General features: G+C 70.5%; 21 protein-coding genes. 8 read left to right on the top strand and 13 right to left on the bottom strand.

Annotated elements, in window-relative coordinates; all coding sequences use genetic code 11:
* On the top strand, positions 1-3825 hold the full coding sequence (locus Q2K20_RS06685; RefSeq protein ID WP_269501069.1) for a multifunctional oxoglutarate decarboxylase/oxoglutarate dehydrogenase thiamine pyrophosphate-binding subunit/dihydrolipoyllysine-residue succinyltransferase subunit: 3825 nt from the start codon (positions 1-3) through the stop codon (positions 3823-3825).
* A gap of 98 nt (positions 3826-3923) precedes the next feature.
* On the opposite strand, the gene Q2K20_RS06680 is transcribed toward Q2K20_RS06685, so the two are convergent.
* The gene (locus Q2K20_RS06680; RefSeq protein WP_269501067.1) at positions 3924-4910 is read right to left on the bottom strand and encodes a glycine betaine ABC transporter substrate-binding protein; all 987 of its coding nucleotides are present in this window, start codon (positions 4908-4910) and stop codon (positions 3924-3926) included.
* Between the two features lie 69 nt (positions 4911-4979).
* Between Q2K20_RS06680 and Q2K20_RS06675 the strand changes: the two genes are divergently transcribed.
* Positions 4980-6053, top strand: coding sequence for a magnesium and cobalt transport protein CorA (locus tag Q2K20_RS06675; RefSeq protein WP_376780858.1), 1074 nt, complete (start codon positions 4980-4982; stop codon positions 6051-6053).
* Here Q2K20_RS06675 and Q2K20_RS06670 read toward each other — a convergent pair whose 3' ends face one another.
* From Q2K20_RS06670 to Q2K20_RS06660, 3 genes are read right to left on the bottom strand one after another with little or no spacing between them, the layout of a single operon-like run.
* Positions 6054-6659, bottom strand: coding sequence for a suppressor of fused domain protein (locus tag Q2K20_RS06670; protein WP_235027826.1), 606 nt, complete (start codon positions 6657-6659; stop codon positions 6054-6056).
* Positions 6659-7165 (bottom strand): general stress protein, encoded by a 507-nt coding sequence (locus Q2K20_RS06665; protein ID WP_182640350.1) that lies wholly within the window; start codon positions 7163-7165, stop codon positions 6659-6661. Before Q2K20_RS06665 ends, Q2K20_RS06670 begins: the two co-directional genes overlap by 1 nt.
* A complete protein-coding gene (locus Q2K20_RS06660) occupies positions 7162-8196 on the bottom strand; it encodes an HpcH/HpaI aldolase/citrate lyase family protein (protein WP_269501054.1) in 1035 nt (344 codons plus the stop codon). Before Q2K20_RS06660 ends, Q2K20_RS06665 begins: the two co-directional genes overlap by 4 nt.
* Positions 8197-8265: 69 nt before the next feature.
* Here Q2K20_RS06660 and Q2K20_RS06655 point away from each other — a divergent pair, with 69 nt between their 5' ends.
* The 4 genes from Q2K20_RS06655 to Q2K20_RS06640 all read left to right on the top strand — a co-directional run bounded on the left by Q2K20_RS06655 (position 8266) and on the right by Q2K20_RS06640 (position 12530).
* The gene (locus Q2K20_RS06655) at positions 8266-9579 is read left to right on the top strand and encodes a magnesium transporter MgtE N-terminal domain-containing protein (protein WP_119191780.1); all 1314 of its coding nucleotides are present in this window, start codon (positions 8266-8268) and stop codon (positions 9577-9579) included.
* Positions 9576-10127, top strand: coding sequence for a DUF1003 domain-containing protein (locus Q2K20_RS06650; RefSeq protein WP_067718401.1), 552 nt, complete (start codon positions 9576-9578; stop codon positions 10125-10127). The genes Q2K20_RS06655 and Q2K20_RS06650 overlap by 4 nt, the downstream gene beginning before the upstream one ends.
* A gap of 168 nt (positions 10128-10295) precedes the next feature.
* Positions 10296-11351 (top strand): lytic transglycosylase domain-containing protein, encoded by a 1056-nt coding sequence (locus tag Q2K20_RS06645; RefSeq protein ID WP_269501048.1) that lies wholly within the window; start codon positions 10296-10298, stop codon positions 11349-11351.
* A 39-nt stretch (positions 11352-11390) separates the two neighbouring features.
* On the top strand, positions 11391-12530 hold the full coding sequence (locus Q2K20_RS06640) for an Mrp/NBP35 family ATP-binding protein (protein WP_067718407.1): 1140 nt from the start codon (positions 11391-11393) through the stop codon (positions 12528-12530).
* Positions 12531-12627: 97 nt separating this feature from the next.
* Here the strand turns inward: Q2K20_RS06640 and tatB are convergent, their stop codons facing one another.
* The 4 genes from tatB to sigE form a co-directional block, all read right to left on the bottom strand.
* The gene (gene tatB / locus Q2K20_RS06635) at positions 12628-13098 is read right to left on the bottom strand and encodes a Sec-independent protein translocase protein TatB (RefSeq protein ID WP_119191777.1); all 471 of its coding nucleotides are present in this window, start codon (positions 13096-13098) and stop codon (positions 12628-12630) included.
* Positions 13099-13158: 60 nt separating this feature from the next.
* Entirely contained in the window at positions 13159-14676 is a 1518-nt protein-coding gene (locus Q2K20_RS06630) for a S1C family serine protease (RefSeq protein ID WP_269501040.1), read from the bottom strand.
* Positions 14677-14686: 10 nt separating this feature from the next.
* Positions 14687-15118, bottom strand: a complete 432-nt coding sequence (locus Q2K20_RS06625) for an anti-sigma factor family protein (RefSeq protein ID WP_206472408.1) — start codon at positions 15116-15118, stop codon at positions 14687-14689.
* Positions 15119-15257: 139 nt separating this feature from the next.
* Positions 15258-15878 (bottom strand): RNA polymerase sigma factor SigE, encoded by a 621-nt coding sequence (gene sigE / locus Q2K20_RS06620; RefSeq protein ID WP_119191775.1) that lies wholly within the window; start codon positions 15876-15878, stop codon positions 15258-15260.
* Positions 15879-16080: 202 nt separating this feature from the next.
* Between sigE and Q2K20_RS06615 the strand changes: the two genes are divergently transcribed.
* Positions 16081-16689 carry a hypothetical protein gene (locus tag Q2K20_RS06615; protein WP_317176757.1) on the top strand — a complete coding sequence of 203 codons (609 nt, stop codon included), beginning with the start codon at positions 16081-16083 and terminating at the stop codon, positions 16687-16689.
* Positions 16690-16730: 41 nt separating this feature from the next.
* Here Q2K20_RS06615 and glgC read toward each other — a convergent pair whose 3' ends face one another.
* Positions 16731-17957, bottom strand: a complete 1227-nt coding sequence (glgC, locus tag Q2K20_RS06610; RefSeq protein WP_119191774.1) for a glucose-1-phosphate adenylyltransferase — start codon at positions 17955-17957, stop codon at positions 16731-16733.
* 143 nt (positions 17958-18100) lie between these two features.
* Here glgC and glgA point away from each other — a divergent pair, with 143 nt between their 5' ends.
* Complete coding sequence (gene glgA / locus Q2K20_RS06605; RefSeq protein ID WP_069388937.1) at positions 18101-19267, top strand: glycogen synthase; 1167 nt, start codon at positions 18101-18103, stop codon at positions 19265-19267.
* Here glgA and Q2K20_RS06600 read toward each other — a convergent pair.
* From Q2K20_RS06600 to Q2K20_RS06585, 4 genes are all read right to left on the bottom strand, one after another.
* Positions 19256-20221 (bottom strand): putative RNA methyltransferase, encoded by a 966-nt coding sequence (locus tag Q2K20_RS06600; RefSeq protein ID WP_241504315.1) that lies wholly within the window; start codon positions 20219-20221, stop codon positions 19256-19258. The genes glgA and Q2K20_RS06600 overlap by 12 nt on opposite strands.
* On the bottom strand, positions 20218-21693 hold the full coding sequence (locus Q2K20_RS06595) for a leucyl aminopeptidase family protein (protein WP_269501022.1): 1476 nt from the start codon (positions 21691-21693) through the stop codon (positions 20218-20220). Before Q2K20_RS06595 ends, Q2K20_RS06600 begins: the two co-directional genes overlap by 4 nt.
* Positions 21694-21771: 78 nt before the next feature.
* Positions 21772-21939: a DUF3117 domain-containing protein gene (locus Q2K20_RS06590; protein WP_067718434.1), complete on the bottom strand. Its 168-nt coding sequence runs from the start codon at positions 21937-21939 to the stop codon at positions 21772-21774.
* Between the two features lie 92 nt (positions 21940-22031).
* Positions 22032-22400 (bottom strand): DivIVA domain-containing protein, encoded by a 369-nt coding sequence (locus Q2K20_RS06585; RefSeq protein ID WP_067718436.1) that lies wholly within the window; start codon positions 22398-22400, stop codon positions 22032-22034.
* Positions 22401-22446 lie beyond the last annotated feature (46 nt).

Here is a 22446-nt window from a genome sequence, read left to right as displayed (position 1 = left end):
GTGAGCAACAACGTCTCACAGTTCGGACAGAACCAGTGGCTCGTAGACGAGATGTACGAGCGGTTCGCCAAGGACCCGTCCTCCGTGGACAAGTCCTGGCACGAGTTCTTCGACGCCAACCCGGAGGCCGCCTCCTCCTCCGGTGGTGACTCGACCAACGGCACCTCCCCCGGCAGCTCGGGCGGGAAATCCGGCAAGAGCAGTCGGCCCCGATCGGGAGGTGGGAGCAGTGGGGAATCGGTCACATCAGACAAGAAGCCGTCCGAGATCACCGTCGACGATTCCACCCCCGAGGCGTCCGTTAAGGACATCGCGGCGAAGCCCGCTGCCGACGCCTCGCCCAAGCGCAAGGCCCGCGGGGAGGGGGTGCCCGCCCTGGAGCACAAGTCGGAGGCGCGGAAGAAGTCCGACACCGCGGCGACGAAGAAGCCGTCACGCCCCGAGTACGAGCCCCCCGCGGAGCAGGAGAGCAAGGTCATCCGGGGCGCGGCCAACGCGATCGTCAAGAACATGAACGCGTCGCTGTCCCTCCCCACCGCGACCTCGGTCCGCGCGGTCCCGGCGAAACTGATGGTCGACAACCGGGTGGTCATCAACAACCACCTCAAGCGCACCCACGGCGGGAAGATCTCCTTCACCCACCTCATCGGGTACGCCATGGTCCAGGCCGTCAAGGCCTACCCGAACCTGAACAACCACTACGAGGAGGTCGACGGCAAGCCGAACGTCGTCACCCCGAACGGGATCAACCTCGGTCTGGCGATCGACATGAAGACCAAGGCCGGCCGGTCCTTGGTCGTGGCCGCGATCCGCAACTGCGAGAAGCTCGACTTCCGCGGATTCCTCGACGCCTATGAGGACATCGTCGCCCGCGCCCGCGAGGGCAAGCTGACGATGGACGACTTCTCCGGCGTCACGATCTCGCTGACGAACCCCGGCGGAATCGGCACGGTGCACTCGGTCCCGCGCCTCACCGTGGGCCAGGGCGCCATTCTCGGCGTGGGCGCGATGGAGTACCCCGCCGAGTTCCAGGGCGCGAGTGACGAGCAGTTGGCCAACAACGCCATCGGCAAGATCACCACCCTCACCTCCACGTATGATCACCGGATCATCCAGGGCGCCGAATCCGGCGAGTTCCTGCGTGAGATCCACCGCCTGCTGATCGCGGACGAGTTCTATGACGAGATCTTCGACGTACTCGGCATCCCCTACGAGCCGGTCCGGTGGCGTCAGGACATCACCGACCCGCGGGTGGACAAGGACGCACGCGTCCTCGAGCTGATCGCCGCCTACCGCGACCGCGGCCACCTCATGGCCGACATCGACCCGCTCGACGGGAAGCACGCCAAGCGGCGTCGCACGTTCCACCCGGACCTCGACGTCAACTCCCACGAGCTCACCCTGTGGGACCTCGACCGCAAGTTCTCCGTCGGCGGGTTCGTCGGCAAGGACAAGATGCGGTTGCGGGACGTACTGTCCGCGTTGCGTGCGGCCTACTGCCGCAAGATCGGTATCGAGTACACCCACATCCTCGAGAACGAGCAGCGCCAGTGGATCCAGGAGCGCCTCGAGGGGGTCGACGACAAGCCGACCGTCGCCGAGCAGAAGTACATCCTGTCCAAGGTGAACGCCGCGGAGGCCTTCGAGACGTTCCTGCAGACCAAGTATGTCGGCCAGAAGCGCTTCTCCCTCGAGGGCGCCGAGTCCGTCATCCCGATGATGGACGCGGTGATCGACGAGGCCGCCGAGTTCGGCCTCGACGAGGTCGTGATCGGCATGCCCCACCGCGGGCGGCTCAACGTGCTCGCCAACATCGTGGGCAAGCCCTACCGGCAGATCTTCACCGAGTTCGAGGGCAACATGGACCCCTCCGCCGCGCACGGGTCGGGTGACGTCAAGTACCACCTCGGGGCCGAGGGCATCCAGTACCAGATGTTCGGCGAGAACGAGATCAAGGTGTCGCTCACCGCCAACCCGTCGCACCTCGAGGCCGTCGATCCGGTCCTGGAGGGAATCGTCCGCGCCAAGCAGGACCTCATCGAGGATCCGGAATGGCGCTCCGAGTACCCGGTCGTGCCGCTCATGCTGCACGGTGACGCGGCATTCGCCGGACAGGGAGTGGTCGCGGAGACCCTGAACCTCTCTCAGATCGACGGTTACCGCACCGGCGGCACGATCCACATCGTCGTCAACAACCAGATCGGGTTCACCACGGCGCCCGAGGCCGGGCGCTCCAGCCAGTACTCCACGGACGTCGCCAAGATGATCGGCTCGCCGATCTTCCACGTGAACGGTGACGATCCCGAGGCATGCGTGCGGGTCGCCCGGCTGGCGATGGACTTCCGCCAGCAGTTCAAGAAGGACGTCGTGATCGACCTCGTCTGCTACCGCCGCCGCGGTCACAACGAGGCCGACGACCCGTCGATGACGCAGCCGCGGATGTACGAGGTCATCGACGACAAGAAGAGCGTCCGTCAGTCCTACACCGAGGATCTGGTCGGTCGCGGCGACATCACCGAGAAGGAGGCCGAGAACGCTCTCCGCGACTTCCAGGGTCAGCTTGAGCGGGTCTTCAACGAGGTCCGCGAGCTCGAGAAGCACCCGGTGAAGGCATCCGAGTCGATCCTGCCCAACCAGCCGCTGCCCAAGCGCCTGGTGACGGCGGTGGACGAGTCGGTCGTCCACGCCATCGGCGACGCCTTCGGCAACCTGCCCGCGGACTTCCACATCCACTCGCGGGTGAAGCCGGTCTACGAGGCGCGCCAGAAGATGGCCTACAACGGCAACATCGACTGGGCGTTCGCCGAGCTGCTGGCGATCGGTTCCCTCGTCCTGGAGGGCCGGACCGTGCGTCTCGCAGGTCAGGACTCGCAACGCGGAACCTTCACGCAACGCCACGCCGTGGTGGTCGACAAGACCACGTCGGAGCCCTACTCGCCCCTGCAGAACCTCGAGGACGCCGAGGGCCGCTTCGAGGTGTGGAACTCCGCACTCACCGAGTACGCGGGCGTCGGATTCGAGTACGGCTACTCGGTCGGGGACCCGGAGGCACTGGTGCTGTGGGAGGCGCAGTTCGGTGACTTCGTCAACGGCGCGCAGACCATCATCGACGAGTACATCTCCTCCGGTGAGGCCAAGTGGGGTCAGAAGTCCTCCGTCACCCTTCTCCTGCCGCACGGGCACGAGGGGATGGGCCCGGACCACACGTCCGGCCGCATCGAGCGGTTCCTCCAGCTGTGTGCCGAGGGCTCGATGACCGTCGCGCAGCCGTCGACCCCGGCGAACTACTTCCACCTCATGCGTCGTCATGCCACCGACGGCATCAAGCGGCCGCAGGTGGTCTTCACGCCGAAGTCGATGCTGCGGAACAAGAAGGCCGTCAGCGCGATCTCGGACTTCACCAACGGCAAGTTCCGTTCGGTTCTCGACGACCCGACGTTCGCCGACGGTTCGAAGGACCCGGGCAAGGTCAAGACCATGCTGCTGGTGTCCGGGAAGCTCTACTACGAGCTCGCCGCCCGCCAGGAGAAGGAGGGCCGCGACGACATCGCGATCGTCCGGGTCGAACAGATCCACCCGGTGCCGCACCGCCGGCTGCGCGAGGCGCTGGACCACTACCCGAACCTCACCGAGGTCCGGTGGGTTCAGGAGGAGCCGGCGAACCAGGGAGCGTGGAGCTTCCTCGCCCTGGAGCTGCCCGAGCGCATCGAGGACTTCCCGCCGCTCAAGCGGGTCTCGCGTCGCCCGATGGCCGCGACCTCGACGGGTCTGAGCAAGGTCCACGCCGTCGAGCAGAAGGCGCTGGTGGACCAGGCGTTCGAGTAACCGCCGAATCGGAGGACCGCGGACCTCGAGTGACCGCGTAGGAGGAAGGGCCCGACCACCAGGTCGGGCCCTTCCTCGTGTTCCACACCTCGCGGAGGTCAGTAACCGTGCTCGTCCAACCAGTAGTTCGCCAACGCGACGGGGGTCGCGGAACCGAATTCGACCCCCAGCAGGAGCTCGCGGACGTCCTCGGTGGTCAGCTCCCCGCTGATCCGGTTCACCAGGGCGAGCTGATCCTCCGAGAGCGAGCCCTTGCGGAACACGGGCACGAGGTGCTGGGCGAGGACGGCGTCCTCGTCGTCGTCCAACGCGACGATGTCCTCCGGATGGAGGACGGGGTCGGCCGACTGGACCAGACCCACCCCGATCTCCCCTTCCCGCAGGGCGTCGAACACCGCGCGGGGGTTGGGACCCAACGCCACGCGACGGCCGAAACCGCAGTCGTAGGTGGTACCGACGGATGTGGCGAGCTCCCGGTCCGCGAGGGCCTCCTCGCGTGCGCCGAGGGTGAACTCACCGCACCTCCCGGCCAGGTCGGACATCGTCCGCAGGTCTCGCGATTCCGAGGTGTGCCGGGTGACCGCGTACACGGGGGCGTCCTCGGCGGGCGCAGGATCCGCCGCGGTCACGCCCTCCGGGAGGGCGGCCATCATGGCGGTGTACACCTCATCGGCCTCGACCTCGGTGGAGTTCTCGTCGAAGGTCCGGAGCAACTCACCGGTGAACCCGATCGTGAACGTCGCCTCCCCGGTCACCACGGACTCCACGACCTCGTCCTGGGTCCCGGCCTGCGGGCGGGCGGTCACCCGCGACCCCGACCGCACCAGGGCGTTGCCGTAGATATGACCGACGATCTCGACCTCGCCGAAGGATGCGGTCTCGACGACCACCACCGGATCGTCCCGGTGCGCGGGAACGATCGAGGACTGCGCCTGGCAGCCGGACAGTGCCATCGCGCCGACCCCCGCGAGCACCATCGCGCACCGCCCCGCCCGATCCCCCGTCCGCAGCATCCGACCACGCCCTTCCTCACCCCGGCCGCGCCGGTCGGCGCGGATCACCTCGAGGGACAGTCTCCCAGCCACGCCCGCCGGTCGTCACTCCGAGGGCCCGCACGGCGGATATTGTCAGGCGAGACGAGGAAAGGGGACCGGGTGCCCGCGATCCCACCACGACGGCCGTCGACAACCCGAGCAGATGCCACGCCACGAGGCCCGGCCGGGTCGGCTCACCACGCGACCGTGGACTGCGTCATCTACACCGACGGTGTCGGTGAACGCGGCCGGGTCCCGCACCGCGAGGCGATCCGCCGTGTACGCGACGCCGGTCGAGGCTTCGTCTGGATCGGCCTCGATGCCCCGGGGCGCGACCAGATGGAGGCGCTGTCCCGGGACCTGGGGCTGCACGAGCTCATCACCGAGGATGCGACCAGTGGCCGGCAGCGTCCCAAGTTGGAGGCCTACGACGACGCTCTCGTGCTCAACATGTCGACCGTGCGGTACCTGGCCCACGAGACGGTCACCCAGGTCACCGACATCGTGTCCACCGGCGAGGTCATGGTGGTCCTGGGCCGGGACTTCGTGGTGACCGTCCGCCACGGGGACCAGATCACCCCGACGGACTTCGTCGGCGAGCCCGGGTACTCCCAGGAACGGTTCGCGACCGGGCCGGCGGCGGTGATGCACGCCGTGGCGGACCGTGTGGTCGACAACTACATCGAGGCCGCCGAGGGGATGGCCGCGGACATCGACGAACTCGAGTCGGCGCTCTTCACGCCACGCACCCGGGTGGACATCGAACAGATCTACGTCCTTAAACGAGAACTACTCGACCTCAAGCACGTCATCGGGCCATTGACCACGCCCCTGCAACGCCTGTCGTTCGATCATCTCGACCTCGTCCCGGCGGAGGCCCGCCACTACTTCCGCGACGTCCAGGACCACCACGCGCGGGCAGCAGCGGTGGTCGCGACCCTGGACGAGCAGGCCACCTCGCTCGTCAGCGCGGCGGCGACGATCGTGGGAATCCAACAGAACACCGACATGCGCAAGATCTCCGCCTGGGTCGCGATCGCGGCCGTACCCACGATGATCGCGGGCATCTACGGCATGAACTTCCGACACATGCCCGAACTCGAGACACGGTACGGGTACTTCGTGGTGCTGGGGATAATGGTCGCGATGTGCGCCGGGCTCTTCCTGCTGTTTCGCCGGAACCGCTGGTTGTGATCAGCGGTTCAGCCCGGGGTTGACCGCCGAGCGCCCGGGATCGGTGACATCGATGCCGGCCTCCGCCCACGCCTCCTCCAGTTCCGCCGCGCCCTTCATCCGTACCCACGCCGCCTCCGTGTGGGTGACCGGAACGGCCCGGAACACGGTGACCGGCGCGGCGTCACCGGGCAACGGCACGTCCGGGATCTCCGGAGCCCGCAGGACGACCCCCGTGAACGACGCGCCCGGCCAGAGCGGCTCGCCCAGGTCGATCAGTGCTCCCTCCGACAGGACGAGGCCCTCCACCGCGGGTGCGGCCGCGAGCACCGCCAGCGCGCGGACCAGACCGTCCACCCCGCCACGCAGGATCAGACTCAGCTCCGCCCGCGGCGCGGTGGGGTCGGGAACAAGGGCCGAGGGGTCCCCCATCGGTTCGGCTGAACACCCCAGTGAGACATACCGCACCACGCCGGACTCGATGTCCACGAACCGCAGGATCCTGATCGGAGACGCGCCGAGGAATGTCACCGACGCCTCCTGGGGCTCCGGGCCGTGGTGCTCGATCAGATGCGCCCGCACCACGGAGAGCACGTCCGAGGAGCTCGTCGGACCGCCGGGCAGCACTACTTCAGCCCGAGGCGGGCGAGCTCGTCGCGCACCCGTTCCGCGTTGGCGGGCTCACACAGGACGTCGTACCGTCCCGCGACGAGCTGCGAGGTGGACGCGAAATCACGCTTACCCCGGGTGGCCGCGTAGGACAGCGAGGCCGAGACGACCCCGAACACCGACCCGCCCACCAGGCCCGTCAGGACGACTCCCCACATGGGCTGCGTGAAGATGCCGAGCAACAGGCCGATGAACAGCCCGAGCCAGGCGCCGGTGGCCAGGCCACCGAGCAGGACCTTGGGCCATGTGAGCCGGCCGGTCACCCGCTCGACCTGCATCAGGTCCACTCCCACGATCGTGACCTCATGGACGGGGAACTCCTCGTCCGCGAGATGATCGACCGCGGCCTGGGCCTGCGCGTAGGTGGGGTACGACCCGACCACCCAACCGGTCGGCGGCGTGGGCAGGCCCGGGGTCTGACCAGCCCGGGTCCTACCGCCTGCCGGATTCACGCGAGAGCTCATGATGTCCGTCCTTCCGGGTCCGTTCCTGCACCGGCCTGATCCGTCACGGTCATCCCGCCCGCACGACCCCGCGCGGACACGACCATCGCCATCTTACGACTGGCCTCGTCGAGCATCTCGTCGCCGAACATCACCGCACCGCGAGCACCTCCCTCGACGGACGTCGACCGCGCGTAGGCGGCGAGGATGGCCTCGGCCTGGTCGAACTCCTCCTGGCGGGGGCTGAACACCTCGTTGCCCGCGTCGACCTGGGCCGGGTGCAACACCCACTTGCCGTCGAAGCCGAGTGCTGCGGTGCGGGCGGCCGCACGGCGGAACCCCTCCACGTCCCGCACCTTCAGGAAGGGCCCGTCGATCGCCTGGAGGCCGTGGGCGCGGGCGGCGACGAGGATGGTCATGAGTACGTGGTGGTAGGCGTCACCCGGGGCGTAACCCTCCGGTTGCTCCCCGACCGTGAGGGTGCGCATCCCGACGGAGGCCATGAAATCGGCCGGACCGAACACCAGCGTCAGGACACGCGGACTGGCCGTCGCGATCTGATCGATGTTGGTCAGCCCCAGGGCGTCCTCGATCTGGGGTTCGATGCCGATGTGCCCGACCGGTAGGCCCGCCGCCTTCTCGACCTGGGTCAGCACCAGGTCGAGGGCCACGACCTCCGCCGCGGAGCGCGCCTTCGGCAGCAACAGTGCGTCGACGCGGGCACCCGCGCGACCGACTATCTCGGTGACGTCCCGCACCGTGTACTCGGTGTCCCACGCGTTGACGCGCACCACCACCGTGGGTGCGGCGAAGTCCCCGCCGTTCAGGGCGGCCACCACGTTCTGGCGGGCCTCCTCCTTGGCGGGACCCGCCACCGCGTCCTCGAGATCCAGGAAGACCTCGTCCACCGGCAGTCCCCTGGCCTTGTCGATCATCTTGACACTGCTGCCGGGCACGGCCAGTACCGTGCGCCGGGGACGGGCACGGAGTTCGGCGAGCGCCGTGGCGGCGTCCTCCGATGGCGCGGGTGTCGCGTGGGGGGCTGCGGTCATCGTGAGTGGCACTCCCTTACGTCCGGTATGGCGGGCGGGCGCCGCCCGTGGGTGACTAGCCTGGTCGACATGGCGAACCTCAACAAGGCCTTCGTCGCCAGGCTAGCCGGACTACCGGTGATCGGCCCTGACGGGGACGACATCGGACGGATCCGGGACGTCGTGGTGACGATGCGGTCTCGGCACAAGCCCCCCCGGGTGATCGGACTCGTGGTCGAACTACCCACGCGTCGCAGGATCTTCGTGCCGATGCTCAGGGTCGCCTCGATCGACCCCCGGTCCGTCTCCCTGGTCTCGGGCACCATCAATCTGCACCGGTTCCAGTCCCGACCCGGGGAGAACCTGGTGCTCGGGGCGTTGGTGGACTCCGTGATCGGAGTCGAGCGGGACCAGCTCGGTTCGGAGAAGTCGGGCGGTGACCAGAAGGACATCCGTTACCAGGTGGTCGACGTGGAGATCGAGCGTCAGCGCTCGAGGGACTGGCTCGTCTCCCGACTCGCCGTACGCGCACGACGCGGGCGCGCCTCGCTCGGCCGCCGCGGCGAGGTGTCGATCCATCCGTGGAGCCGGATCCGGGGACTCGACGACGACGCGATCGGCACCCCGGAACACAGTGCCGAGAGCCTGGTCGAGCACTACGCCGACATGCGCCCGGCCGACGTCGCGAACGCCCTGCGGGAACTGCCGGAGGTCCGTCGGCTGGAGGTCGCCCGGACACTGGACGACGAGCGATTGGCCGACATCCTGCAGGAACTGCCCCACGACGAGCAGACCGAGATCGTCACCCGGCTAGAGCTAGAGCGCGCGGCGGACGTGCTCGAGGCGATGGACCCCGACGACGTGGCCGATCTGCTCGGCGAGTTGCCGGAGCAGGACGCCGAGTCATTCTTGGAACGCATGAACCCCGAGGACTCGGCTCCCGTCCGGCGTCTGCTCACGTTCGACGCGGACACCGCGGGCGGGCTCATGACCCCCGAGCCGATCATCCTGTCTCCGCAGACGACGGTGGCCGAGGCCCTCGCCCACTGCCGCAACCCCGACCTCAGCCCGGCCCTGGCCAGCCTCGTCTTCGTCGTGAGGCCCCCCACCGCGACACCGACGGGCAAGTACCTCGGATGCGTCCACATCCAGGCGCTGTTGCGGGAGCTGCCGTCGATGATGGTGGCCGAGACCGTCGACACCAGCCTGTCCACGCTGCGCCCGTCCGACTCGACGGACGCCGTGACCAGGTTCTTCGCCACCTACAATCTCGTGTGCGGGCCGGTGGTCGACGACGAGGGACACCTGCTCGGCGCGGTGGCGGTCGACGATCTGCTAGACCATGTCCTCCCGGACGACTGGCGGGACATGGACCTGCACGACGACAGGGAGGCGACCCGATGAGCGAGCCCACCGTGCGGTCCTCGCTCTCGATGCCGGTGACCTCGCGCAGACCGAGGATCAGCTTCGACGCAGACGCGGTCGGCCGCTACAGCGAGTCCGTCGCGCGGTTCTTCGGGACCGGCACATATCTGCTGATCCAGACGATCATCGTGATCGTCTGGATCATCATCAACGTCGCGGTGGTCGCCCTGCGCTTCGACCCGTATCCCTTCATCCTGCTCAACCTCGCGTTCTCGACGCAGGCCGCCTACGCCGCTCCGCTGATCCTGCTCGCACAGAACCGGCAGGAGGACCGCGACAAGGAGTCCGTCAGGGAGGATCGCCTCCGCGCCACGCAGACCAAGGCGGACACCGAGTTCCTCGCCCGGGAACTCGCCTCGGTCCGGCTCTCCGTCGGTGAGACGGTCACCCGCGACTACCTCCGGCGGGAGCTCGACGACCTCCGTGATTCCGTCGAGCGGATCGAGACCCTCCTCTCCGGCCTCGAACCCGGGACGTGTAACGCCGATCACAACAAAACCGATTCAGACGTCAAGGGCCGGGGGTAGCCTCGGCCGGGACGGAACGTCGTGGGGCGCAGCACGTTCGCTGGGCCGACCGGGAAGTCGTAGGGGGAAGTCTTGCGCCGTTTTGCGCACAACGCCGATCGCCGGGTTCTGACCAGTGCCGCCGTTACCGCCAGCGCGATCGCTGTGCTGTCGGCCGTGGGACTGAACATGGACACCAGTCGCCCCGCGCCGCCGGACATCACTCCGCTGGCCGAGTACGCGCCCAGCACGCCGACGGTCACCGAGGCTCCCGCCACCTCCCGCACCTTAGAGCCGTCCCCGGAGGAGGAACCGGCCGCCCCGGAGGACCCCGGCGCCGCCCACATCGAGCCGGCGACCATCCCGGACGGGCCGCTGGGCATCCCCGGCATCGCCCTCGACGCCTATCACCGCGCCGCGGACCGCCTCGATGCGGAGAAGCCCGCCTGCGAGATGGACTGGACTCTCCTGGCCGGTATCGGCCAGGTCGAGTCCAACCAGGGACGTGGTCGGTTCGACGTCCACGGCAACACCATCGGCCGCATCCTGGGCCCCCGCCTCGACGGGAGCCTTCCGGGAACCGCCGTCATCACCGACACGGACGGGGGCCGGTTCGACGGCGATGCGGAGTTCGACCGCGCGGTGGGCCCCGTGCAGTTCATCCCCTCGACCTGGGCCGGTCTCGGTCGCGACGCCAACGACGATGGGGTGGCCGATCCGAACAACATCTACGACGGCGCGCTGTCGGCGGCGTCCCTGCTGTGTGGGCAGGGGGGATCGATGGCCGATCCCGCCGCCCGCACCCGGGCGGTCCTGGCCTACAACAACTCGCTGGCCTATGTCGCCAACGTGAACGCCTGGGCCCACGGCTATGCGGTCAACGCCGTCCCGCTGCCGTCGGACCTGCCGGAGATCCACCAGCCCGAACCCACCATCGAACCCCCGGAGCCGCCCGAGCGATGCCCCGAGGGGTGGGAGGGCGAGCCCACCGAGGCACCCGAGCCCGTTGCTCCGGGTGAGCCCGAGGCCCCGGTGCCCGGTTGCACGGAGGTCGAGCCCCCGGCGTCTCCCGTCCCGCCCGCGCCCAGCGCCTCCCCTTCGCCGTCGGCGACGCCGACTCCGGCGCCGTCGCCCGAACGCCCGGCGCCTCCGGCGGTGGCGCCCCCGGCTCCCGCGTTACCGGGTTTGCCCGTGATCGAGTTGCCCTGCATACCTCCGTTCTGCGTGCCGTCGCCGCCTGCCTGAATCGTCACCCGGTGCCGTGACGCCTAGACTAGGGGCATCATGAGTGCACCCAGCGAAGAACTGATCCGGGCCGCCCTGGCGAAGGTCGACGACCCGGAGATCCGGAAGCCGCTCACGGAGCTCGGCATGGTCAAGGGTGTCGAGGTGGACCCCGCCACGGGCCGGGTCGACATCGGCATCTACCTGACCGTCGCCACCTGTCCGATGCGGGACACCATCACCGACCGTGTCCGCACGGCGGTGGCCGATGTCCCGGGCGTCGGCGAGATCGCTGTCGAGCTCGACGTGATGAGCGACGAGCAGCGCACCGAACTGCGCAAGCATCTGCGCGGGGATGCCGCGGAGCCCGTCATCCCGTTCGCCCAGCCCGGCAACCTGACCCGCGTCTACGCGGTCGCCTCGGGCAAGGGAGGGGTCGGCAAGTCCACCGCGACGGTCAACCTCGCCACGGCCCTCGCCTCGCGGGGGCTGTCCGTGGGTGTACTGGACGCCGACATCTACGGCCACTCGATCCCGCGGATGCTGGGGACCGACGCGCGACCGACCCAGGTGGAGCAGATGATCCTGCCGCCCGTCGCGCACGACGTGAAGGTCATCTCGATCGCACAGTTCACGAAGGGCAACACCCCGGTGGTGTGGCGCGGGCCCATGCTCCACCGGGCGTTGCAGCAGTTCCTCGCGGACGTCTACTGGGGTGATCTCGACGTCCTGCTGATGGACCTGCCCCCCGGCACGGGCGATGTGGCGATCTCGATCGCGCAGCTCATCCCCTCCGCGGAGATCCTCGTGGTCACCACGCCCCAGCAGGCTGCCGCAGAGGTGGCCGAGCGGGCCGGATCGATCGCGCTGCAGACCCGTCAGCGCATCGCGGGTGTCATCGAGAACATGTCATGGCTCGAGCTGCCCGACGGCACCAGGATGGATGTCTTCGGAACCGGTGGCGGTGCCGAGGTGGCGGCCAATCTGTCCCGCTCGGTCGGTGCACCCGTCACGTTGCTCGGTCAGGTCCCCCTGGAGCAGGCCGTGCGCGAGCACGGGGACGAGGGCACGCCCATCGTCCTCGCCGAGCCGGATTCGCCGTCCGGGCGCGCATACCGCGAGATCGCGGACGGTCTGGCCGTGCGCCCCCGGGGCCTGGCGGGGATGAACCTCGGGATCGATACCACCCGGCACCTCTGACGGACGGCGACGGCCGGGGGCTCAGCCCCCGGCCGTTCGTGCCGTCTGTCCGCCGCGGGTCGGGCCGGACGCGCGCCGGACCGGTCGTGAGGGCGGATCAGGTGGCGTCGCTGTCCCACACGGGTCCCGATGACGGGGGCGGCGGCGCCGGGGTGTCCCGGACGGGTGCGGTGCCGGCGGTCCGCGGCGCCGTCGACCGGCGGGGGTCGGCGGAGGCCGTTCCCGCGGTTCCCGCCCCGGCGGCGACCGCGGGAGCGCCCGCCGGCGCAGCGGCTCCGAAGTCCCCGGAGAACAGGGAGTCGTCACCGTCCAGGAGATGCTTGGTGACCATCGCGCGCGGACTCAGCCCACGCAGGTCGTTGAGCTGCTTGAGGGGCTCGCGGAACTCCTCGAACTCCGTCCCGTAGTCGTCCCTGAGCTGCTGCTGGGCGTTGCTGGCGAACTCACGGACCTTGCGGATCGCCGAGGCCAGCCAACGGGCGGCCTCGGGTAGGCGCTCGGGCCCCAGGACCACCAACGCCACCACGCCGAGCACCAGGAGCTCGGACCACCCCACGTTTGTGAACATCGCAGCCAGGATACGTCGCCGGGCTCACCGGTGGGAACCCGAGTCGTCCGGTGCCCCCGGTCAGCCCAGCGCGGGGCGCACGGTCAGTTCGACCCGCGTTCCACCGCGGATGACCTCGACCGGGACGTCGACGTCCGCCCCGGCGCGACGGACGGCCACCACCAGTTCATCGGAGGAACGCACCTGCCGGTCACCGACCCTGGTCACGACGTCCCCTTCCCGGAGTCCGCCCTCCTCGGCGGGCGAGCCCTCACGCACGTTGACGATCTCGGCGCCCTCCACCGACCCGTTGTCCGCCTTGCGGGCGTTGACGCCGATCGTGGCGTGGCGGACCGCCCCGTCGGTCATGAGCGACGTCGCGATCTCGCGGACGTCGTTGACCGGGATGGCGAAGCCGAGACCGATGGAACCCCCGGACTGGGTGAAGATGGAGGTGTTGATACCGATGACCGCTCCGGTCCCGTCGATGAGCGGTCCCCCGGAGTTGCCGGGGTTGATGGCGGCGTCCGTCTGGATCGCGTCGATCACCACGTCGCCGTCCGAGGTGGACTCCCCGAGGGCGATCGGGCGCCGGGTCGCCGAGACGATGCCCTCGGTGACGGTGCGGGCGAGTCCGAGGGGCGAGCCGATGGCGATGACCTGCTCCCCCACCTGGACGTCGTCCGAGTCCCCCAGGGTGGCGACGGTGAGGTTCTGGACGTCGTCGACCTTGAGGACCGCGAGGTCGGTGGCGGGGTCACGCCCCACCATCTCGGCCGAGGCCCTGGAGCCGTCGGGGAAGATGACATCGATGTCCGCGCGGTCGGCGGCGCCGTCCATGGTGACGACGTGGTTGTTCGTCACGATGTAGCCCTGTGGGTCGATGACGATGCCGGAGCCCTCCCCCTGGGCTGACGCCGTGGACACCGAGATGTTGACGACGGCGGGTTGGACGCGCTGGGCGACCTCACCGATCGGGTTGTCGGATCGAATGACGTTCTCCGGGGCGTCGGCGATCCGGACGGTGGAGGTGGTGAGGACGCGCGCGGAGTCCGCCACGACGGCGCCGATGGCGCCCGCGACGAGGGCGACGACGGCGACGGCCGCGGTCGCGCCGGCCACGGCCTGACTGCTCAGCCGACGTTCGAACAGTGCCTCGGACAGCGAGAGCCTGGCAGCGGGGGCCCCGGCCGCGCCCGACAGGTCGACCGGCTCGTGGTCGGGAGTGGCGGGCACCGCGGGTGCGCCGTACCCGACCGGGGCGTCGGGGTCGCGCCACGGGTCCGGAGCGGGCGGCGGTGAAACCTCGGACTCGTCCTGCCACGCCGGATGCCGCTCGATGCCCCGCGCGGTCCCGGGGGCCGGGGCGAAGGCCTGCTCGAGGACCGGGTCGGCGTCGCTGCTGAGGAGCGGGCCGGGGTGCGCGGCGGCACCGACTCGGGACGGGTCGAATCCACCGGTGACACCGTCGGGTCGGGCGAACCGGGCGACTTCGTCCTCGCCCACGGCCGGCCGATGGATCGGGGCGGGTTCACGAAGCGGGCGGTCCGGTTCCCCGTCCCGCGCCGTGTGCCCGGGCGCGCCTGTGTCGTCCTCCACCCGGCCCACCCTAGTTGCCGCGTCGCCACAGCCGGCGAAGCAGTCTCGACCAACCGTGGGTCTCCTCGGACCCGGCCACCGGATCGGGGCCCGTCCGCGTGGCCGGATCGGGTGCGTCCTCGAGTGACCGCAGCCGTTCGAGGAGTTCGCGGGGCATCTGGATGGGGCCGGATCCGCGCAGTGCGCGGCGTGCCTCACGCTGGTCCTCGACCTCCCGACGACAGTGCGGACACCGGGCCAGGTGGGCGTCGGCCCGGGACTGCCCCGAGGGCGGTAGCCGACCGTCGACATAGGCTGCGGCGGCTTCCGTGGAGAGGTGGTCGGTGGACAGGAAGCTCTCTCTGGCGCGGGGCGGGCCGGTCCTGTCGACCACTTTCCGCGCCGAGTCGAACGACAGCGTGAACTCGGGGCCGGGTCCGCGTCCGTGGAGGTGTCTGTCCACGCGCCTCCCCTTCTCCGGTCATCTCGTGGGCTCGTCTGAGTCCCCGTCGAGGTGTCAACGTCCGGCGTACTCGCAGGGTTCCCGCACCGCCACCCGCTGTTCCCGGTACGGACGCGGGTTGTGCCGATCGCCCGAGGGATCAGTCGATGCGCTGGTGGGCGCCGGTGACCCCGGCCGCCTCGAGTTCCGCACGCAACGCGGCCCGTCCGCGGTGGATCCGGCTCCTGACCGTGCCCATCTTCACGCCCAGGATGCGTCCGACCTCCTCGTAGCTGAGGTCCTCGATGTCACTGAGGACCACGGCGGCGCGGAACTCCGGGGACAGGTTGGCCAGCGCGGTCTGCAGGACGGGGTCGAACGTCTCCTCCGAGATCACCTGCTCCGGGCTGCGTTCACGACCGGGCACCCTTTCGGCGTCCTCGGGCAGCGCCTCGAAGCGGATGCGCCCGCGCCGGCGTGCGGAATCGAGGAACAGGTTGGTGACGATGCGGTGCATCCAGCCCTCGAAGGTCCCCGGCTTGTAGCGGTCCAGCGAGCGGAACACCCTGATGAACGCCTCCTGGGTGATGTCCTCGGCGTCGTGGGCGTTCCCGCAGAGGCGGTACGCCAGGCGGTAGACACGGTCACCGTGCTGCGCGACGAGCTCGGACCAGGACGGCATGTCCGTAGCCTCGCCGGTGGCGTCGAAACGAGCGGTCCCGGCCGCCTCGCCGAGGGCGACCGGTGCGATCGCCGTCCCGTGCACGGTTCGTGAGTACATGCGCTGCCGCCGCCTTCCGGCCCGGGCCTGTGGGAGCCCGCGCGGTGGTGGCCGCGCCCTCGTGGCGCGACGTGTGCCCACCCTCCCCTACGGGGCTGTCCTCACGGTATACGCGTACTGAGACAGCCCTGAGAGTCTGATACCGATCCGATCACCGCGCGTTGATCACCGCTGCCTCCCCGGTCGGGGATACGCTGCTCAGGTGTCCGATTCCTCTGATGTCCCCGCCACCGATCGCTCCGGTCTCGACGGGATGGCGCAACGCAGCGCCGCCCTCGTCGACGACTCGCTCTACGCCTACGCACGGGCCGAGGCCGAGGAACTCGGGGCCGCCTCGCCAGACGCCCTGACCGCGGACGCGATCCGCCTGGTGGCCCGCTTGAACGGCACCCGCGCCGCCGTGTGCATCACCCCCGCGCCGGGAGTCCCCGCTCTGGCGATCCTCGCGGCGGCCGCGCCCGGCTCCGGAACCGTGGTCACCTGCATCACCGACGACCCGCATCACCTCGAGGCGGCGCGATCGGCCGTCCGCGGCGCGGGCCATCCCGCCTCCTCCGCCCGCTACATCGCCGCCCGGCCGCTCGAGGTGGCGGACAAGCTCGCGGACGGCGCCTACGACCTCGTGGTCGCGGACGTCCCGGCACATTCGGTGCCGCGCGTAATCTCCCGATCCCACCAGCTGTTGCGCGCCGGCGGCGCGCTGGTCCTGATGGGTGAGCACGCCCCGCTGCCCGAGGACGCGGGGCTGCCCGAGCGCGCGCACGTCACGGTGCTCCCCGTGGGGACCGGCCTGACCGTGGTCACCCTCTGAGCGGTCGTCCCCTCCCGAGGGTTCACCCCCCGGGCGCGAGGTCAACCCGGCAGTGAGGTGGTGGTGTTCTTGGCGACGCTCACCACGCCGCCCGCGCTGACCGGGAACCGGCTGCGGTCGCGTTCGTGATCCACACCGATCAGGTCCCCGTCGCCGATGTGGCAGTTCTTGTCGACGATCGCCTTGCGGACCACGGCCCCGCGACCGATGCGGACGCCCGGCATGAGGACACTGCCCTCGACGACCGCCCCGTCCTCGACGATGACGTTGTTCGACAACACCGAGTTGCGCACGGTGGCGGCGGAGACGATCGTCCCCGAGCCGACCATGGACTCCTGGGACATGCCGCCGTTGACGAACTTCGCCGGCGGCAGGTTGTCCTGCTGGGTCCGGATGGGCCACAGGGAGTTGTAGAGGTTGAACACGGGGTGCACCGACACCAGGTCCATGTGCGCGTCGTAGAACGCGTCGATGGTGCCCACGTCGCGCCAGTACCCGGCATCACGCTCGGTCTCGCCGGGGACGTTGTTCAGGGCGAAGTCGTAGACGTAGGCCCGCTCCTGCTCGACGAGGGCCGGGATGATGTCGCCGCCCATGTCGTGGGTGGAGTCGGGCTTCTCCGCGTCCGCCTTGAGCGCCTCGATGAGGGCGTTGGTGGTGAAGATGTAGTTGCCCATGGAGGCGAAGGTCGCGTCCGGATCATCCGGCGTGCCCGGGGGGTCGGAGGGCTTCTCGACCCAGCCGCGGATCAGGTCGTCGTCGCCGGCGTCGATGCAGCCGAACGCGAACGCCTCGCTGCGCGGGACGCGGATCCCCGCGACGGTCACGGCGGCGCCGGTGGAGATGTGGTGGTCCAGCATCTGCCTGGGGTCCATCCGGTACACGTGGTCCGCGCCGAACACGACGATGTGGTCCGGCTTCTCGTCGTAGACCAGGTTGAGCGACTGCAGGATCGCGTCGGCCGACCCGGTGTACCAGCGGGGGCCCAGACGTTGCTGGGCGGGGACCGGTGCGACGTACTCGCCGCCCATCCCGCGCATGTGCCACACCTGGGCGATGTGGCGGTCCAGCGAGTGGGACTTGTACTGGGTGAGGACGCAGATCTGCATGAACCCCGCGTTGACGAGGTTGCTGAGCACGAAGTCGATGAGACGGTAGGACCCCCCGAACGGCACCGCGGGTTTGGCCCGGTCCGCCGTGAGCGGGAAGAGTCGCTTGCCCTCGCCACCGGCGAGGACGATTGCTAGGACGTGCGGCTGATTCCTCACGCCCCCACCGTATCGACTCCGCCCTCACCCGGACCGGTCATCGTGGGGTTTGCCCCCGACCAGTACCGAACCGTAACCCCGCGGTCGGGCGGTGTTCGCCGGGCACGCCTCGGGCGGGGGCCCGAGCGACTACCTTGGCCGGTGTGCGAGTAGCGATGATGACGAGGGAGTACCCGCCGGAGGTTTACGGCGGTGCCGGAGTGCACGTGACCGAACTGGTGGCCAACCTACGGCCGCTGTGCGAGGTGGACGTGCTGTGCATGGGGGCCGACCGCGACACCGCCCGCGCTTTCCGACCGGATCCCGAGTTGGGCGCGGACGCCAACCCCGCGATCCAGACTCTCTCCGCCGGGTTGCGCATGAGCGTCGCGGCCGAGGGCGCGGACCTCGTCCACTCCCACACCTGGTACACGGGGCTCGCCGGGCACCTCGCGGGGCAGCTCTACGGCATCCCGCACGTTGTGTCCGCGCATTCACTGGAACCCAGCCGGCCGTGGAAGGCCGAGCAGCTCGGCGGTGGATACCGGGTCTCGTCGTGGTCGGAGCGCACCGCCTTCGCGGGAGCCGACGCGGTGGTCGCGGTGAGCGCCCGGATGAAGGACGAGATCCTGCGCGTCTACCCCGAGATCGACCCGGACCGCATCCACGTGATCCTCAACGGCATCGACACCTCCGTGTGGTCACCCGTCGAGACCTTCGCCGGCGAGGGTTCGGTCCTGCGCCGGAACGGGGTGGACCCGGACCGGCCGATCGTGGCGTTCGTCGGACGGATCACCCGGCAGAAGGGCGTGCCCCACCTGGTGCGCGCCGCCCGGGACTTCCACCCTGACGCCCAGCTGGTGCTGTGCGCCGGCGCCCCGGACACCCCCGAGATCGCCGCCGAGATGGAGTCGCTGGTGGCGGAGCTGCAGTCCACCCGCGACGGTGTGTTCTGGCTGCGCGACATGCTGCCGCGCGAGGAGGTCATCGAGATCCTCTCCGCCGCGACGGTCTTCGCCTGCCCGTCGGTCTACGAGCCACTGGGCATCGTCAACCTGGAGGCGATGGCGTGCGACACGGCGGTCGTGGCGTCCGATGTCGGCGGGATCCCCGAGGTGGTCGTCGACGGCGAGACGGGCACCCTCGTCCACTACGACGCATCCGCGACCGACGCATTCGAGGCCGGGCTCGCGGCTGCCGTCAACGACCTGGTGGCGGACCCGGGCAAGGCCGCCCGGATGGGGCTGGCGGGCAAGGAGCGGGCCCGTACCCGGTTCTCGTGGGAGGCGATCGCCGAGCAGACCCATCGGATGTACGCCTCACTGCTGTAGAGGCTCCCCCGGCCGTGGAGGCGGCCTCCCGGCCGGCAGCGCCCGGTAGGTGTGCACCTCGACGTGTATCCGGACCGGGCGGTCCTGCGGGCCCAACCGGGCCTCGAGCCCGGACCTGTCGAGGTGGACGCCGCTCGGCCCCATGAGCGCCAGGTCCACGGCCACCGGGGCGGGGACCTCGGTGAGCACGTCGACGGTACGCACCTCGCCGGGGCGGAAGTGGTCGGCGAGGTCCGCGTCCAGGCGGTCCGACTTGTCCGGGGCCGGCTCCAGCATGCCGCCGGCCGAACGCAGTGGCTCGAGATGGCCCGGCCCGGGAACGGCGACGACCAACGTGCCACCCGGCCGGAGCACCCGGGCGAACTCCGCCGGGTTCCTCGGGGCGAAGACCACCTGCACCAGGTCGACGCAGTCGTCCGCGAGCGGGAGTCCGTCCCAGGTGTCCGCGACCAGGGCCGCGACGTCATCGTGGACCCTGGCGAGTCGGCGCGCCGCCGCGGTGGAGATCTCCGTGCCGACCCCGAGCGCGCCGGCCGGTCGCCCGGCCGCGGCCAGCGCGTCGACGACACCGGCGAGGTAGAAGCCGGTCCCGGCGCCGGGCTCGAGCACCACCGGCCGGGCCGGTCCCGCGTGGACGCCGCCGGTCCCGGGCGCGAACACCTCGCGGGCGACTCCGGCGAGGATCGCCACGAGGGGGTCGAACAGTCCCGAGCCGAGGACCCGGTCGCGCGCCGCGACCTGATCCGCACCGTCGCCGGGGAAGCGCCGGCCGCGGGGACCGAAGAGGCTGAGGTGCCCCTGCCGGGCCCGGTCGAACGAATGCCCGGCAGCGCACACCACCGCCCGGTCCACGGCCTCCATACCCTGTCCGCAGACCGGACAGCGCAACAGCGGCACGACGCGGTCGAGGGCGGCCGGCCCCGAGCCCGCAGGTGCTGACGGGGAGGAACTCACGGGCGGGGCCGGTCCGCGAGGTCGCGGAGCAACGCCATGAGCGTGCGCGTCGCGAACCCCGTGGCTACCGGCCCGACCTCATCGATCTCCTCGGACGAGCGGGCCGGCCCCGCGATGTCGAGGTGCGCCCACGGCCGACCGTCCACGAAGCCCTCGAGGAACAACGCCGCGGTGATGGCACCCGGCCCCGTGGGTGCCTGCCGACGGTCGGCGATGTCGGAGCGGACCGCCGGGCGCAGATCGTCGGGGAGCGGCAGCCGCCACCATCGCTCCCCCGCCGCGGCCCCCGCCGCGGCGACCCGGTCGGCGAGGTCGTCGTCGTTCCCCATGACCGCTCCCGTGCGCATCCCCAGCGCGACCTTCATCGCACCCGTGAGGGTGGCCACGTCCACGACGACCTCCGGGTCGCACTCGGCGATGCCGTGGGCGAGCGCGTCGGCGAGGACCATCCGGCCCTCCGCGTCCGTGTTCGTGACCTCGGACGTCGTTCCGCCCACGTGCGTGACGACGTCACCCGGGCGGTAGGCGGAACCGGACAGCATGTTCTCGGCGGAGGGCACCACCACGGTCAGGTCGACATCGGCGTACCCGGGCGACCCGTCCGAACAGAACGCCGCGGCCGCCGCCACGACCGCGGCCGAGCCCGCCATGTCCGTGCGCATGAGGTGCATCCCGTCGGCGGGCTTGACCGAGATCCCCCCGGTGTCGAAGGTGATGCCCTTGCCCACCAGCAGCACCCGCGGGCCCGGGCCGGGGCGGCGGGCCACCAGGACGCGCGGGCCGGCCGCCGAGCCCCCGCCCACCGCGAGCACGCCGCCGAACCCGCCGGAGACGAGCCCCTTTCCCTCGATGACCTCGGTCCGCATGCCCGCCTCGCCCAGTGCCTCGGCCATCCGGGACACCAGCCACTCGGGTGTCTTCAGATCGGAGGGGGCCCCGGCGAGATCGCGCGCCATCGCCGTGGCCCGTGCGGCATCCTCGGCCGCCGCCACCGCGCGGGCGACGATCACCTCGTCGTCGTCGCCACTTCCCGGACCGCCTGCCACCTCCACGACCAGATCGGGAACGACCGGTGCGGGGTCCGCGGCGAAGACGTCCTGGCCCCGCGCACCCAGGAGGTACCCGATGACCAGATCGCCTACCCGGTCCGCCGGTAGGGCCCCGGGCACGGCCACGGTCACCGGCCCCTCCGCCCGCGAGTCCCGTAGGTGGCGGGCCAACGCGGCGCCCACCCGCCGGTGCCCCAGACCGTGATCCGCCGCCCCCGACCAGCCCGGACGGGGCGCGGAGTCGGCCAACTCGACCTCGACCACCGGTCGCCCGTCGTGGACGGAGACCCGCGCCTCGTCGGCGCGCCCCAGCGGCACGCGACCGGGCTCGGGAGCGCGGGTGACGACCGCCAGCGCGGCATCGGGGGCGGGACCGGAGACGACACGGACCGAGGGCAGGGGACGGCCGGGGACGGCGGACATCGACGAGGACCTTCCGGGATATGAGTCGGCGCACCCGCCACGAGGGTCGGATGCGCCGGCATCGGTGGGGCGACGAGATCAGGAGATGGCCTGCGACAGCTCCTCGCTGAGCGACTTGGCCTCATCGGGGGTCAGCTCGACGACGAGACGCCCGCCACCCTCCAGAGGGACGCGCATGACGATCCCACGGCCTTCCTTGGCCGCCTCCATCGGTCCGTCACCGGTCCTGGGCTTCATAGCCGCCATCGAGTCGTTTCCCTTCGTCCTTGTCCGCGGGGCGGCGCACTGTACGAGCGCCCGTGCCCACGATCGGTACTGCTGAGTGGATGATGTCGATTCTAGCGCGTCCGGCCGCGTCCGGACGCCGTAGCGGGACGACCGTCCACCCCGTTCTGCGCCCCGTTCGCCGCGGCGTCCCCGGCCACGGTGACGTCCTCGCCCAACCGGGCCCGGAGCCGGTCGATCTCCACCGCCGCCTGCTCGAGTGCCCAGTCGACCTCTGCCATTGTGTATCCACGGGCCGACATGCCGAATCGCACCGACCGGAGATCATCACCGGCCAGGGCCCCGTCCGGCAGGTGGGTGACCGTGTGGTCCCGGGCCACGGGCGGCAACACCTCGGAACGGCCGAACACCACGAGCGACAGCCCGAACAGCCCCGCCGCGACGACCAGGGTGACGACCACGTAGACGACGATGGTGAGCATTCCCGTGCTCCCCTCCTGTAGTGACTAGCGCCGCGACCAGTCTGGC

It is taken from the genome of Dietzia sp. IN118, from assembly GCF_032905965.1.
Lineage (GTDB): Bacteria > Actinomycetota > Actinomycetes > Mycobacteriales > Mycobacteriaceae > Dietzia > Dietzia kunjamensis.
This window is presented reverse-complemented; position numbering and strand designations above follow the sequence as displayed.